Origin of the sequence: Primorskyibacter flagellatus, assembly GCF_900176485.1 — a bacterium.
Classification (GTDB): Bacteria; Pseudomonadota; Alphaproteobacteria; order Rhodobacterales; family Rhodobacteraceae; genus Primorskyibacter; species Primorskyibacter flagellatus.
Map to the genome: position 1 here is coordinate 97,877 of NZ_FWYD01000005.1, position 15,492 is coordinate 113,368.

The following is a 15,492-nucleotide window of genomic DNA, read 5'->3' on the forward strand; positions in this document are numbered from 1 at the left end:
CGCTTGTTACGGTGTGGCAGGCAATAGGGCGTTGGCGGTCTCACCCAGTTGAAGTTTCCACGATTCCGCGGCGGTGCCATCAAGGTTCAGATGTCCCGCCATAAGCGCCAACCGGTCACGATCAACGCCTTTGGCCGTACAGAAGCGGTCTTGCAAATAATAAGGTGGGATCGCCTGATACCATAGCCGGGCCCGCACACTTGCAGGGCGTGACGCCAGTCCGGCCAAAGGCACTGCAAAGCTTACACTGTCGCTGCCCGCGCTGGTGCCATCCTCGGGGATCGCATAATCCGGGTCGTTACCTACGGCGGTAAAGCCCGCATCCTGCGCCATATCGGTGCCCGCGCCAAGCGCATGAGAAATCTCGACCCGCTTGGCCTCTGGCAGATAGCCAAAGGGTGGCAGGCGGTTGTCCTTCACCTCGGCGCAGATCGACAGGAACGACGTCGTCAACTGTCCCGCCGGTTCCGCATCATGCCCGCAGATCGCGCCCGGTGCTGGGGTTGAGACAAGCTCCTGATAGATCTGCGCCTGCGATTGCGCTGTGACCTTCTGGTAGTGCGGTTGGTGCACGCGTTGTTCCGGCGCGATCCGGGTCGCGCAATCGGGGGTCCACCATTCCTCGCCCGCGATCGGCGCGCCAGCGCCATCCACGATCCGCCCCAAACGATCCGTCGCGCCCGAGGCCCAAAGCACGCGACCGCGCGTGTCCAACACCTCGAAGCTCAGAAACGCCCGGCGAAATCCAACGCCCGAGGGCAGCTTGTGCCCGGCAAGATTGGTCACCGTAACTGTCGTTGACAGCGTGTCATTGCTTAGCTGGGGCGTGGTCAAAGTCACCTGCGCGGTGTGGTCCTGAGCCTGATCCAGCATTGCCTGTTCGGTGGCAATCAATGAATCGACGCCTTTTGCCACCAACATCGGATCTTGGGTGCGAATGCCCAGAAGATCAGGAAACTGTTGTGCCATCTTGATGAAAAACACGTTCAACCCAACCAGCACATGACGCGCAAACCCTTCGCGTTCCGGCAGGTCGATCTTGTCCGGTGCGCGGGTAAACTCTGCTGCGGAGAAATTGGAAAACTCCTGAATCGAGGCAATCTTGCTGACGGTCGGCGTGCCGTCCGCTTCGGTCGAGGGCATGTGACAGTCCTGGCAGGACTGTTCCCTATCACCCGGTCCGAACGGCAGATCACCGTCTACAGTCCAGCCAGTGCGATAGCCGCTGAAGGCCCATTCGGGGTATGTCAGCTGTTCGTAGGTGCGGGTCAGGATCTTTCCTTCCTCCATCACCGGCAGATGCACCGTGTGACACGTCCCGCACATCTCGGAACTGCCAATGGTGTCACTATGCTGCGGGATGACGCCCAATGCGGCCTCCATCGGGGCGGTTTTCACGTCCTTGAACGGCCCGAAAACCTTTTTCGGCTCGGCCACGAAGAACGATCCGGTGAAGGAGCGCGCAAACCCGTCCTCATCAGGGTTGAGCAGGTCACGCCGTTCGACCACACAGGCATTGCGGCTCGCCGCCTCGTTGAGGGCATCGGCCTCGGCACCCAGTTCCATCCGGTGACAGGCCAGACAAGAGATGCCGTCCCGCGCCAGCGCCCCGAAAGACGCTATCCCGCCAGAGACCGGCGTTGCATTGACCATGTCCCGGCCAAACGCGCCACAGCTGTCGCCCGCCGCCACATTGTCGATGCCGAACTGCCGCTGGCCCATGATCCCGTGGCAGCCCAGACAGGTATCCTCGACCATCGCGGCACTTTCGGCGTGAAAGCTTTGTGTCTCGCTGGCGAGTTGCGCAAAGAAGATCGGGTCGCGCCCGGCAAGCCCCATTGGCGATGTTGCCCAAGTTCCGTATGGCGAGTTGTTTTGCAGCAGTCCCGCATGGTCGCCCGTCGCCGGTATGGCCATGTCGAATTGCAACCCGGTGCTGCCCGCATCATGGCAGCCAAGACACTGGTCCGAGGTCAGGAACATGCCGTGATCCGAAGGCGCATCAGCTGGCGCCCAGACGGTATCATATGTCTGCGAAGGCATTGGTGGCACATCCGCCCGGTCGGGCATGTCCTGCCCGGCCAGATAAGCTTCGATGAACGCCGCACTGGCGGAATAGTGCGGTTCCCCCAGCCGCAAACCGTCGGCATCGGGGAGCACAACATTCAGGTGATGAGGCTGCGCAGGCGTGCTGGCACCAAGCCGGTGTTGGCTGAGAAACGCAAGCGGTGTGCCCGGCTCGCCTTCCATATTGACGGGGGACGCAAAGGTGAAATTGTCCAGCGCCGAGGCGTGGCAGTTTGTGCAATATTGCCCGAACCCCATATAGGGCAGGCGGTTTGTCGCTGGATCGGCAGGGTAGTCCGGCGTCCAGCCGGCCCAGCCATACCAGCCCCAGAACCAGCCATCGCGGCTGGCCTCTGGCGCGCGGACCATCACCGCTGCGCCGGATGTAGGCAACAAATGCGTCAGGTCCGACCCGGCGCAAAGTGCTGCGGGCGCGGGGAACATCTCTTTCACAAGGATCGCCCCGGCGGGCATGGGGGTGGCCGGTTCGGTTGGTGCTTCGGACGACCGGTTTTCACGGATCCATTGTGCGGCCTCTGGCGAGTACCAGATCACCACCGGCGCGTGGGTGCCGTGATATTCCCCGTCACCTGAACCGTCCGTCAATGACACGGTAAACGGGCCGGTGTCGCGCACATCCTTGTCAGGCACCCACCCGGCAGCCGTGTCCCGGTGGCAGAAATTGCCAAGAAATTTGTCGAGCGTGGCCTCGTATTCAGCCAGCGGCACAGATCCCGGCGACTGCATTTTTGGCAGCAAGGCGTGACACGCATCAGTATCGCTGGGCAGTAGGGGGCTGGCTTGGAGCGCAGGACAAGTGTCCGCAGCAAAGGCCTGTCCGGCGGTAAGCGCAAGGCCAAGCGTTGCAGCGAGGGTTCGTCTCGACTTTGTGCGGCGCGGCAGTGTGGTCATCGGGAACCCTCTTTTGATTGGCGATCCTTGCTTTCCTTAGGGTAAGCTAAAAATCCAAAAGAGTGTTAGAGAAAGATTGGTAAACCGGGTCCGCTGGGTCGCGCGCAGTCACGAAGACGCTTGGTGTCCTGCTCATGGCGTTGCCAAGCGGCGTCCATCGTCAAGAACGCGACGCGCAAAAAAAACGCCCGGAGGCCTGTGCCGTCCGGGCGTCTTGTGCGTCATTCCCTAGCGTTTGGTACGTCGGGGCGGTTCGGTTCCGCCCTTTCGCGATTGCGATCCGGGGCCGGATTTGCGCGGCCCTGCGGTTGCTTTGCCCGGCGGCGTGAACCGCTTGGAGCTGTCGCGCGCATCACTGGCAGCGCGCACTGGCTTGCCGCCTGGTTTGCCACCGCCGGGCTTCCCACCGAAGGGTTTGCCACCAGAGGGTTTACCGCCCGAGGGTTTGCCACCAGAAGGTTTACCGCCAAAGGACTTGCCGGTGGACGGTTTGCCACCACCCGGTTTGCCGCCGCGCGCGTCAGGTTTCCCGCCACGGGCTGGCGTATGCTTGGCCTTTGCAGGGCCGTGCGCCGCCGTGTAATCTGGGCGCGGCGAGGCGTCCGGTGCTGCACTGTCTGTGGCTGGTCGGGGGGCCGCCGTGGGCTTGGGTGAAACCGATGCCTCGGCATTCGCGGGCGCGGCACCTGCTGATGCCGGGCGCGGCGCTGCATTGGTCCGTGGTTTACGCTCGCCGCGCGCTGCGTCGGAGCGGTTGCCGCCATGTGCGCCTTTCGGGGCAGGCCGAGCTCCACGATTCGGTCCGCCTCTTTGCGGTGCAATATCGGGGGCGCGGTCCAACTGACGCGCTGTGATACCTTCTTCAAGCAAGCCGTCCGGACCCAGAGCCGAGACAAAACCGGCGGTGCTGGCCTTTGTCAGTTCCACGAAGGTTTCGGAATCCTGTACCCGGATCGCGCCGATCGCGGATTTATCAATATTCCCGGCCCGGCAGAGCAGCGGCAGTAGCCAACGTGCTTCGGCCCGGTCCTTGTTGCCGACCGACAAGGCAAACCATTGGCTCGGTCCAAATGCCTTGTGTTCGCGCGCGGGGGCTTTGGTGTCGGGCGGCAAAAGCTCTTCCGGCGCGGACCGCTTGTCACGATAAAGCCGCAGATAGGCGGCGGCGATCGCCTCTGGCGTGTGAAGCGCCAGAAGCTTGGCAGCAAATGCACCCTGCTCCTCGGTGACGGGTTCGCCCCATGCTGGATCGTTCAGCAGGCGTTCTTCGTCGCGCTTCAGAATGTCGTCAGCGGAAGGCGCGGTGACCCATTCCGCATTGATTTTTGCCCATTTAAGCAACCTTTCGGCCTTCTTGGCGGCTTTAGCCGGCACGATCAGCGCGGAAATGCCCTTGCGCCCGGCGCGGCCCGTGCGGCCCGAACGGTGCAGCAGGCTTTCGGTGTTCGTCGGCAGATCGGCATGGATGACGAGGTTGAGGTTAGGCAGGTCGATGCCCCGCGCCGCGACATCCGTGGCAACGCAGATCCGCGCTCGTCCGTCCCGCATCGCTTGCAGCGCGTGGGTCCGTTCGGTCTGGCTTAGCTCTCCGGACAGGCTGACCACGGCGAAACCGCGATTGGCCAGCCGTGCGGTCAGGTGGCTGACGGCGGCGCGGGTGTTGGCGAAGACGATGGCGCTTTCAGTGTCGTGAAACCGGAGCATGTTGAAGATCGCATGCTCGCTGTCCGACTGGGCGACGCGAACCGCCTGATATTCAATATCGGTATGTTGCTTCGCTCCGCCAAGCGTGCTGATACGACGGGCATCGCGTTGAAACTGTTTTGCCAGCGTGGCGATCATCGGCGGCACCGTCGCCGAGAACATCAGCGTGCGCCGGTCTTCCGGTGCTTCGCCCAGCATGAATTCCAGATCTTCGCGAAAGCCCAAATCCAGCATCTCGTCCGCCTCGTCCAGCACGATTGCGCGCAAGCCGGTCATATCCAGCGAACCGCGCTGGATATGGTCGCGCAGCCGCCCCGGCGTTCCGACGACGATATGCGCGCCGCGATCCAGCGCCCGCCGTTCGTCGCGCATGTCCATGCCGCCGACGCAAGAGGTGACGCGCCCGCCGGTCTTTGCAAACAGCCAGCTGAGTTCGCGCATCACCTGAAACGCCAATTCGCGTGTCGGGGCCACGACCAGTGCCAGCGGGGCTGCCGCAGGTCCGAAACGCTCTGCCTCTTCAAGGATGGTCGGCGCGATGGCAAGGCCAAAGCCCACCGTCTTGCCGGATCCGGTCTGTGCAGAGACCAGTAGGTCAGAGCCGGTCAGGTCGGGGTCGGTGACAGCTTCTTGAACGGGTGTAAGTTTGTCATAGCCACGCTCGGCGAGCGCTTCGGAGAGGGGAGGGATCATGCAGGGTTTCCGTAGGTCAGGGGCGCATTCCGCCCGATTGCCCGGCCAATGCCGCGCGAGATCAGCGTCTTTAACGACGATTGTGTGGGAAGTACATCGCGAATCCCCCAAGTGCCGTGCGTTTCCCTGTGTCATGGGGATTAGAGCCACAGTTGTCGGATTTGATGCAGCTGACACCTGCGTTGCCGGGATGCGCGTTTGACGTACTAAAGCGGAGTCCCACGCCGAACACCTTCAGACGGGCATGCGAGTGTGACGAACAGTGTTTGTGCAGCCTGTTCGTGGGAAGTGTGCCACGGTCTGCCGTCCTTGCTCAACGCGGTCTTGCTCAGCCAACCGGCTGATGAGAAAATGAAAAGCGGCGCTTCAGTCATCTGAAACGCCGCCTCTTGTCAGGTCAGTGGTGCCTCGGCCTTAAGCCAGATCGAAGCGGTCGGCATTCATCACCTTTGTCCACGCGGTGACGAAGTCTTTGACGAATGCCTCTTTGCGATCGGCGCTGGCATAGACCTCGGACAGGGCGCGCAGTTGCGAATTTGACCCGAAGACCAGATCGACTCGGGTGGCGGTCCATTTCGGTGCGCCGGTCGCCCGGTCATGACCTTCGAACAGCTGGTCCGAGTCGCCGACCGGCTTCCACTCGGTCCCCATGTCCAGCAGGTTCACGAAGAAATCGTTGCTCAGCACTTCGGGACGATCTGTGAAGACACCCGCCTGATTGCCACCGTGATTAGCATTCAGCACCCTCAGGCCGCCAATCAGCACCGTCATCTCTGGTGCGGTGAGCGTCAGCAACTGCGCGCGGTCGATCAGCAGCTTTTCGGTCGGGACTTTGTAATCGACCTGCTTGTAGTTGCGGAAGCCATCGACAATGGGCTCCAGCACATCAAAGCTGTCAACATCGGTCTGTTCCTGCGATGCATCTGTCCGTCCCGGCGCAAATGGCACTTCGATGTCGTGACCACCGGCCTTGGCGGCCTTTTCGATCCCGACAGACCCACCCAGCACGATCAGATCCGCCAGAGACACGGCCTTGCCGCCGCGCGCCGCGTCGTTGAACGCGGACTGGATGCCCTCGTAGATGCCCAGCACCTTTGCCAGCTGCTCCGGCTGGTTCGCGTCCCAGTCCTTTTGCGGGGCAAGACGGATGCGTGCACCATTGGCACCGCCCCGCTTGTCCGATCCGCGGAAGGTCGAGGCAGACGCCCAGGCCGTTGACACTAGTTCGGGAATGCCGAGGCCGGAGTCAGCGATCTTCGACTTCAGATCAGCAATATCCGCGGCGTCGATCACAGCGTGGTCGGCCTCGGGGATGGGATCCATCCAGATCGGCTCTTCTCTGGGGACTTCCTTGCCAAGATAGCGCACTTTCGGTCCCATGTCGCGGTGGGTCAGCTTGAACCACGCGCGGGCAAAGGCATCGGCGAACTGGTCGGGGTTTTCATGGAAGCGGCGCGAGATTTTCGCATATTCCGGGTCCATTTTCATCGCCATGTCGGCGGTGGTCATCATCAGGTTGACCGTCTCGCCGGAACCATCTACCTGCGGGGCCATATCCTCGGGGCGGATGTCCTTGGGCTGCCATTGTTTGGCACCGGCGGGGCTTTCAGTCAGTTCCCATTCGTAGCCGAAAAGCACATCGAAATAGCTGTTGTCCCACTTGGTCGGCGTTGGCGTCCACGGCCCTTCCAGACCAGACGTCGTGGTGTGCTTGCCCTTGCCGGACTCAAACCCGTTGAGCCAGCCAAGACCCATCGCCTCCATCAAACCGGCTTCGGGTTCAACGCCGACCAGTGCGGGATCGCCTGCGCCGTGGGTTTTGCCGAAAGTGTGGCCGCCAGCCGTCAGCGCCACGGTTTCCTCATCGTTCATCGCCATGCGGGCAAAGGTTTCACGGATGTCCTTGGCGGAGGCCAAAGGATCGGGGTTGCCGTCCGGGCCTTCGGGATTGACGTAGATCAGACCCATTTGCACAGCGGCCAGCGGGTTTTCCAACTCCCGTTCGCCGGAATAGCGGCTGCCGGGCTTGTCAGACGTGGCCAGCCATTCTTCCTCGGTGCCCCAGTAGATGTCTTCCTCGGGTTCCCAGATATCAACGCGACCGCCTCCGAAACCGAAGGTTTTGCCGCCCATCGATTCAATCGCGACGTTGCCTGTGAGAACGAACAGATCCGCCCAGGAAATGCTGTCGCCGTATTTCTGCTTGATCGGCCACAGAAGACGGCGCGCCTTGTCGAGGTTGCCATTGTCAGGCCAGGAGTTCAGCGGCGCAAAGCGCTGTGAGCCGGAGGAGGACCCGCCGCGTCCGTCACCCGTCCGGTAGGTGCCCGCGCTGTGCCATGCCATACGAATGAAGAACGGGCCGTAATGGCCGTAATCGGCGGGCCACCAATCCTGCGAATCCGTCATCAACGCGTGCAGGTCTTGCTTCAGCGCATCCAGATCCAGCGTCTTGAAGGCCTTTGCGTAGTCAAAGCCCTCGCCCATCGGGCTCGACAGCGGTGTATTCTGATGCAGGATCTTAAGGTTCAGCTGGTTTGGCCACCAGTCGCGGTTTGATCGCACGCCGAAGCTGGTGTTGAGCGCGCCGCCATGCACAACCGGACAGCCGCCGCTCTGCGTCACATCATTTCCGTCCATGATTTTCTCCCTGAATTATGAGTTGGCGAAGGTATAGCAATGCTATGTCATTAACATAAGTTGAAAATTTGGATCGCTATGATAGTTTAAGATTATGAAGAACCTGACGCTGAAACAGTTGCGCTATTTCGAGGCCTTGCTCCGGCACGCGCATTTCGGCCGTGCCGCCGACGCTTGCGGCATCTCGCAGCCCGCCTTGTCTGTGCAGATCAAGGATCTCGAAGAGGATCTTGGCACCGCGCTTTTCGAGCGGGGGCCGCGTCAGGTGCGTCCGACCAGTTTTGGAATAGAGTTCGCAAGGCAGGTTCGGGATATTCTGCGCGCGGTGGATGAATTGGGAGAGCTTGCGCGCGCCTCCCGTGATCGTCTGGTGGGCCGGATGCGGATCGGGGTGATCCCGACAATCGCGCCCTATCTGTTGCCAACGCTGCTTCGGGAGCTTTCGCAGGAATATGGCGATCTGGATATTCATATTCGCGAGACGATGACCTCGCGGCTGGTGCAGGAATTGCTGGAAGGGCGCATTGACACCGCGATTGTCGCCCTACCAGTGTCAGAGCCGTCTTTGCCCGAAATCCCGTTGTTTTCAGAGAATTTCGTATTGATCCGGCCACCTCACGAGGTGCCTGAGCCGATACCGGACGCGGAAGCATTGCGGGATATGCGGCTCTTGTTGCTGGAAGAGGGGCACTGTTTCCGGGATCAGGCGCTGTCTTTTTGCCGGATGAACGCTGCATTGCCGCGTGACGGTCTGGATGGAAGCTCTCTTGCGACGCTGGTGCAGATGGTCGGGGCCGGAATCGGGGTGACGCTGATCCCGGAGATGGCGGTGCCGGTCGAGACGCGGGCCGCGACGGTTACGGTCAGCCGTTTCAGGTCGCCCGAGCCGTCGCGCACGATTGGCATGATCTGGCGAAAGACCAGCCCGCTCGCGGCAGAGTTGCGCGGCATCGCCGCGGTGGTGCGCCGGTCGGCTGAGACAATGAAGCAGGCGAACGATTCGCAGGCCTAGCCAAAAGGCGCCGTGTCAGGCACGGCGCGGGGTCGCCCTGTTGCCAGGCAGGCGCAGACTATCGGGCGTCGGCGCGAGAGGCATGTCAGCGGCGCAGTGCCGTCAGGATCTGGTCGGACAGGGCCGTGACGGACTGGCTGGTGGCCCGCGCAATGCCGGTTGGCGTCGTCTCGGGCATTGGGGTCGAGATGTCGAACCGCGAGATCCGTTCCCGGACAACCTTGTTGAAAGAGGAGACGGCATATTGCCCGGTCAGGTCAAACGTGCCGTCGGCGCGGGCGACCATTGCCGTCACGCGCACATGGACCGAAATGTCGGGGCTGTCTTCCAGCGGCCAGGGCTCTGCGGCGACGGTAGCGTTGCTGGCGCGGCCCATTTGATCGGCAAGCGCAAGGGTCACGGCCCGCACGGGATCGTCCGCCCAGGCTGCGCTTTTGACAGGCATCAGGGCACCATCCGCATCTTCCAGAAGAATGTCAGAGCCTTCCGCATATGTTGGCAATGACACCTGCCGAACCTCGATGGTCGAGACAGCAAGTCTGGTCTGTCCCGTCACGTCCGGCGGATCAATCAGATAGCGCGGCTCGGCCCCCGCGCAGGCGGAGACAAGCAGGACGACGAGGGGGAGCATGCGGAACATGGGACTACCTTCCAAACAGCAAGGAATTCGGGTTGCGCTCCAGCGCGCGGGCGAGTTTCGAGACGGCAGCAGCGGCTTGGCGCACTTCGCGCAGGGCGGCGACAGTTTCGCGGTTGAAGCTGGATTCATTGCTATACCCGGCCAGCGTGCCTTCGGCTTGGCGCACCAGACGTGCCAGCCGGTCGGAAAGCGCTGGCAGGGATTCCACCGCCGTTGCGACGGCTTTGGCTGCATCGCTGGCAGAGGCGAGCGTTGCATTGGCATTCTCGACAATGCCGCCTTCGCGCAGTTGCGAAAGCGCGGCCTGTGCCTCTTGCAGCGCACCGGTCAGGGCCGCGGGCAGGGCGCGCATGTCCTCGCTGTCAACCAACTTGTCCGCCCCATCAAGGAAGGACGCGGCGGAGGTCATCAATTGTTCAACCTCAAGCGAGTTGGCCTTTGCGGTCAGGGCGCGCAAGTCGTCGATCAGCGCGGGCACGTCGGACCCCGCTTCTGACAGTTCGGCGCTGAGGCCTGAGAAATCCTCTGCGGCGACCTCGGCAGCATTCAGGGCGGCGACAAGCTGACCCACCGCATCGGCGGTCTGAAGATCCTCTGTCACCTTCGTCAGCCCGGCAATCGTGCTGCGCAATTCGCCCACCGTATCGCGCAGCTCTTGCGGGATGGCTTGCGTCGCCTCGCTGCCGATCAACCCGCGCGCATCCTCGATCAGCGCAAGGATGGCGTCCGGTGCGGTGCGCGTGCCTTCTGCGGCCGCGACAGCCTCGATCGACGCCATAAGCGAGATGGCCTGTTCCATCACCTCTTCGACAGGCAGATCATTGACCCGTTGCAAGAGACCTTCGGCCGTGGCGGTCACATCAGGCAAGTCCGATTGGATTGAGGGCAGCACCGGAAACTCGCCATTGAATATCCCAAGCGTGGCCTCAGGCGCATCGGGGGCATCGACCAGATCGACGACCAGCGTATTGCTGAAGATGCTTTTCGCCGCCAGTTGCGCCCGCAACCCGTCCCTTACCGCGCCGGCCAGAAATGCGAGCGTTTCGGCTTGCCGCACGTCCTTTTGCAAGCCCATGGATTGCGGATCTATCGAAATTGTCACGCGAAGCTTGACCGTCTGGCCGCCGGGCGTGTCCTGGATGAACGCGCCGATGGCACTGACCACACCAACCCGCAAACCGCGATATTGCACGGGCGACCCTGCGGACAGGCCACTGACGGATTCGTCAAACTCCACCGTCAGCTTGACCGCATTGTCGATCACGTCGCTGAACACGCTTTCGCGGGCCGATTTTTCGCTTTCAAACAGGTCAAATACCTGATCATCGTCGATGGTGGTCCCGCCGGAAAATACCGTGTCGAAGGAAATGCCGCCGGTGACCAGCGACGCCAAAGAGTCCACAGACAGATCCAGCCCGCCAGCCCCTAATGAAACCGAAAACCCTGAAACGTCCCAGAACCGCGTGGCGCTGTTGATGCGCCGGTCATGCGGGGCCTCGACAAAGCCTTCAACCACCACACCATCGCCGCTGTCCAACAAGCGCGGTGCTTCTATGCTGCCAACCTCTATGCCTCGGTAAAAGATGGGTGAGCCGGCCGATAACCGGCTGCCGTCAGATGCGCGGATTGTCAGGCGTGTGCCTTCCTTGCCTGGCAACACAAGCGGTGCCTTGTTGGTCCCCTCGAAAGAAGACGCGGCCACACCAGGTTCAGGCGTGAAGGAGGCTTCGATATAGACACCGGACAGAACCGTCGACAGGCCCGAGATCCCGCGCGCGGAAACCTCCGGACGCACGACCCAGAATTGCGCGTCCACGGGCAGGTTGTCGGCGACGTTCTGGTCAACACGGGCCGCGACGATCACACTTTCCATATCTGGTGAAAACCGCACGTTTTCGACCAGCCCGACCGAAACATCGCGATAACGCACAACGGTTTCATCGGCGGTGACACCCGCCGCGTTGGTAAAACGGATCTCGATCAGAGTGCCTCTGGCGGCCCAGCTTTGCCAGGCGATGAACAGCGTGACCGCCAAAGCGGCAATCGGCACCAGCCAGACAAAGGACAGGTTCCGCCAAAAAGATTTTCTGGGCGGGCTCATCTCCATTTCCGCGGGGCGGGGGTGGCTCATGCGGGATTACCTTTGTTGGCGTCCCAGATCAGACGCGGGTCAAAGCTTTGTGCGGACATCATTGTAAATGCAACCGAAAGTGCAAAACTTACAGCCGCAATGCCCGGATTGATGCTTGCCGCGAAATCCAGTTGCACAAGTGCCGCAAGAATTGCGACAACAAAGACGTCGATCATCGACCAGCGCCCGACAAACTCCACCACCTCATACAGCACATGCCTGCGGTGATCGCTTAGCTTGACCCTGTGCCGGATACTGAGCGCGAGATAGGCGATGGCAATGAACTTGCCCACGGGAATGACGATACTGGCGAAGAATACGATCAGCGCAATTCCGACAGAGCCATGGTGGATAAGGTCAATCACGCCTCCAAGAATAGTGCTGTCGGTCGTCTTGCCAAGCGATGACGTTCGCAGCATCGGATATATGTTTGCAGGCACATAAACGACCAAGCCCGCAAAAAACCAGGCCCAGACCTTTTGCAGGCTGGCTTCGTCGCGGCTTTGCAGGACGCTGCCACACCGGATGCATCGTGCCTCACCCGGCGTTTGAACACGACCGCATTGCGTGCATCCGATCAGACCCGCAGCGCGCGCGGTCAGGACGGGCGGCGCTGTTCGAGTGTTTTCCAAACCGTTACCCTACACATGAAATTGTCTTTCAACACGGTCACGATGACCAGTGCGACGAAGGCCCAGAATGCCGGGCCGATGGACAGATGCGCCAGCCCTGCAACCTTGACCAGCGCCACGGCGACTCCGACGATGAACACCTCCGCCATCGCCCAGGGGCGCAGCGCTTCGGCAATCCGAAAAGCTCGCGAAGCGTGGCGTGCGGGTGTCCAGCCAAAGGCCATCGGTGCCAGTACATAGATCAGCGAAACGAAGCGCGTGACCGGCAAGATCACGATCAATGCAGCCATTGCCAGCGTCAGTGGGGCGGTCATGCCGGTTGAGAATGCCATGACGGTGTCCAATAGCGAGCTGCGCTGTATCCGCCCTGCGGCGTGCAGTTCGAGGAAGGGAAAGAAAATTGCCGCGATCATCAGGATCAGCGCTGCGGCGGCCAGCATCACGATCCGTGTCAGCGCCAACTGGCGTGGCGATTCCAGAACCGTGTGGCAGCGGACGCAGCGCGAGGTGGACCCGATGGGAAGATCGGCATCCAGGTGCAAGGCATCGCATTGTGGACAGGCGATCAGCTTTGCCGGATCTGGCAAATCATCAGCAACTGTCACATCGGTTACGTTTGGCATCATCCGCCTAACCTAGTGCGCCCACGGCAGAGTGAAAAGCACAACTCGTTTTAGTGACGCGCGACCAAATAGAGTGTGACACAATGGTTTTGGCCGATTTGACGGGCAGCCTGTTCGCGATCTGGCGAGGCTATGTCGGACCGGACACAACGCGCAGCTTCGGGAGCATGCTGGTTATTCTGCTTATGGTGGTGATTGGCGCTATGGTAACGATATAAGACGCGATGACCGGTACAAAGCCGTTCATCCCCGCTCAAACCCACCTGCAAAACATGATGGCTGCCGCGTCCAAGGCGACCACGGCCACATCTGCGATCGCGCGCTTGCTTGATCCGGATCGCCGGCTTCTTTGGCAGGGTGCGCTTTTCATCCTCGGCACCTATATCTTTCTGGACGGCGGCGCGCGGGGTGCTGTCCTGTCAACGTGCGGGCAGCGACAGCTCATCTATGATCAATTCAGAGACTTCTCGCACCAGCCGGTCCGGTTCCTTCAGGCCAAGCCCCATGTAAAGATCGGAACAAAGATCGCGGGGCAGTTCGATGTTGCGGACCACAGTGTCAGCCATCTTTGTCTTGGTGATCGACGCCGGCACAAGTGCAACGCCCAGCCCCTCGTTCACCAGCGACATGATCGTATGACTTTGGGAGACCGAATAGCGGGTCGCCGGGCTGATCCCGCGCGCCGAAAAAAACCCCTGAACCACGTCGAAAAGAAACCCACCACGTTCCGTCGAGAACCCGATAAACGGCGCATCATTGAGGTCTTCTGCGCAAAGGTCCGGTTTGGTTGCGAAAGGGTGGTCGCGTGGCACGACCAACACGAACCCCTCGCTCCATACTTTGTGAATATCCAGCCCTGTCTGCCGTTGGGGCAGGCGAAACAAACCGATTTCGACACCCCCGGAATGCAACGCTTCGATAATCTCGAATGTCATCATCTCGCCGGGTATCAACTGAACTCCGGGCAAATCTCTCTCCACACGCCCAAGTATTCTGGGGATGACCTCGATGCAGGCAGAGGGCACGAAGCCCAACACCAAAGATCCGCTTTCGCCGCGTGCTGACTGCCGCGCAAAAAGAGCGGCGCTTTCAGCCCGTTTCAGAATGTCTACGGCGTCTCCCAGAAACCGGCGCCCAGCAGCCGTAAGTCTGACCGACCGATTGTTGCGATCCAGCAGCCGCACGCCGACGGCATGTTCCAGCAGGCTGATATGACGAGACAAGGGCGGCTGGGTCATGTTCAGCCGGGCCGCCGCGCGGCGAAAGTTCAGCTCTTTTGCGACGGCAACAAAAGACCGAAGGTGGTTTAGCTCGAAGAGTTTTCCGTCCATTTCCGTGCCCCGGATGCCGCTGTGCCGTTGTGTTTCATTTTAGCAGGTGTAAACTATGAAGCATCAATTTTCTTAGATAAAATGTGGTGCTAGATCTGTGAGTGAACAAATTGAACAGCTTGTTATTGTCGCGGATGATCTGACTGGTGCGCTGGACATGGCAGCGCCATTTTGTGCCCCCGATTCATCGGTCGTAGTCGCCACGCGGCCAGAGGCATTTGCAGATGCCCTGGCGCGCAATGCTGATGTTACTGCGGTGTCTACCCGGACGCGAGATGTTGATCCTGATGCAGCAAGCCGATGCGTGGCGTCAATTATTGGACAGATCCCGCCCGGCAGCCGCATCCTCAAGAAAGTTGATTCGCGCCTGAAGGGACAGATTGCGGCAGAATTGTCGGCGCTGCCGTCCGGCAGGTTGCTCGTGCTGCCCGCAATTCCAGAGTTTGGCAGGATCGTACAGGCAGAAGAGTTGCGGGGTTTCGGCGTGCCAACCCCAATTCAAGTACGCGACAGGTTGGGTCCGCGCGGGGCGCAGGCACAGATCCCCGATACGGTCAGTCAGGCAGAGATGCGGGCGGCGTTCAACGCGGCTGACGATTGCGCAGTGTTGGTGGGGGCACGCGGTCTGGCGCAAGCGATGGCCGACACAGCCGGGATCATGCAGAGTCGGCCTGATCCGCTGACGGGTCGGATCGGTGTTGCCGTCGGCTCCACCGATCCGATCACCGTGGAACAGGTGGCGGAGCTTACGGATGCGACGCATCTGCTGGCACCGTCCGGCGAGACCGATCTGCCTGCGACGCTGAACAGGGTCACGCTGATGCAGGCGGTGATCGGGCCTGACAGCGACCCGCGTCGGATTGCGCAGGCGCTCGCGCGCTCTTTCGTACCGCTGGCAGGACAGGTCGGGTCCTTGATCCTGACCGGCGGTGCCACGGCAGAGACGGTCCTGGATGCGTTGAATGTTGAAATATTGACAGTGGAGGGAGAGATTGTGCCCGGCTTGCCTTTGTCGGCGGCAAAAGGATGGCGTATTGTCACCAAATCCGGCGGATTTGGTGTGCCGTCTGCCCTGAATGATCTGACGCGCGATGTGGAGTGACTTGG

At 61.1% G+C, this 15,492-nt stretch carries 10 protein-coding genes; 2 read left to right on the forward strand and 8 right to left on the reverse strand.

Annotated features, from left to right (window positions below; translation table 11 throughout):
• Nucleotides 1-6: 6 nt before the first annotated feature.
• The 3 genes from B8991_RS09830 to katG form a co-directional block, all read right to left on the reverse strand.
• Complete coding sequence (locus B8991_RS09830; RefSeq protein ID WP_084352820.1) at nt 7-2,979, reverse strand: hypothetical protein; 2,973 nt, start codon at nt 2,977-2,979, stop codon at nt 7-9.
• Between the two features lie 228 nt (nt 2,980-3,207).
• Nucleotides 3,208-5,376, reverse strand: coding sequence for a DEAD/DEAH box helicase (locus tag B8991_RS09835; protein WP_084352821.1), 2,169 nt, complete (start codon nt 5,374-5,376; stop codon nt 3,208-3,210).
• 414 nt (nt 5,377-5,790) lie between these two features.
• Nucleotides 5,791-8,016: a catalase/peroxidase HPI gene (gene katG / locus B8991_RS09840; RefSeq protein WP_084352822.1), complete on the reverse strand. Its 2,226-nt coding sequence runs from the start codon at nt 8,014-8,016 to the stop codon at nt 5,791-5,793.
• A gap of 94 nt (nt 8,017-8,110) precedes the next feature.
• On the opposite strand from katG, the gene B8991_RS09845 reads away from it, so the two are divergent.
• Nucleotides 8,111-9,028 carry a hydrogen peroxide-inducible genes activator gene (locus B8991_RS09845; RefSeq protein WP_084352823.1) on the forward strand — a complete coding sequence of 306 codons (918 nt, stop codon included), beginning with the start codon at nt 8,111-8,113 and terminating at the stop codon, nt 9,026-9,028.
• An 85-nt stretch (nt 9,029-9,113) separates the two neighbouring features.
• Here B8991_RS09845 and B8991_RS09850 read toward each other — a convergent pair whose 3' ends face one another.
• The 5 genes from B8991_RS09850 to B8991_RS09870 all read right to left on the reverse strand — a co-directional run bounded on the left by B8991_RS09850 (nt 9,114) and on the right by B8991_RS09870 (nt 14,385).
• Nucleotides 9,114-9,668 (reverse strand): PqiC family protein, encoded by a 555-nt coding sequence (locus B8991_RS09850; protein WP_084352824.1) that lies wholly within the window; start codon nt 9,666-9,668, stop codon nt 9,114-9,116.
• A 4-nt stretch (nt 9,669-9,672) separates the two neighbouring features.
• Nucleotides 9,673-11,799 carry an MlaD family protein gene (locus B8991_RS09855; protein WP_084352825.1) on the reverse strand — a complete coding sequence of 709 codons (2,127 nt, stop codon included), beginning with the start codon at nt 11,797-11,799 and terminating at the stop codon, nt 9,673-9,675.
• Nucleotides 11,796-12,431, reverse strand: coding sequence for a paraquat-inducible protein A (locus tag B8991_RS09860; protein WP_084352826.1), 636 nt, complete (start codon nt 12,429-12,431; stop codon nt 11,796-11,798). Before B8991_RS09860 ends, B8991_RS09855 begins: the two co-directional genes overlap by 4 nt.
• Nucleotides 12,398-13,054 carry a paraquat-inducible protein A gene (locus tag B8991_RS09865; RefSeq protein WP_143514543.1) on the reverse strand — a complete coding sequence of 219 codons (657 nt, stop codon included), beginning with the start codon at nt 13,052-13,054 and terminating at the stop codon, nt 12,398-12,400. Before B8991_RS09865 ends, B8991_RS09860 begins: the two co-directional genes overlap by 34 nt.
• A 419-nt stretch (nt 13,055-13,473) precedes the next feature.
• Nucleotides 13,474-14,385 (reverse strand): LysR family transcriptional regulator, encoded by a 912-nt coding sequence (locus B8991_RS09870; protein WP_084352828.1) that lies wholly within the window; start codon nt 14,383-14,385, stop codon nt 13,474-13,476.
• A 97-nt stretch (nt 14,386-14,482) separates the two neighbouring features.
• Between B8991_RS09870 and B8991_RS09875 the strand changes: the two genes are divergently transcribed.
• Nucleotides 14,483-15,487, forward strand: coding sequence for a four-carbon acid sugar kinase family protein (locus tag B8991_RS09875; RefSeq protein ID WP_084352829.1), 1,005 nt, complete (start codon nt 14,483-14,485; stop codon nt 15,485-15,487).
• The last annotated feature ends 5 nt before the right edge of the window (nt 15,488-15,492 follow it).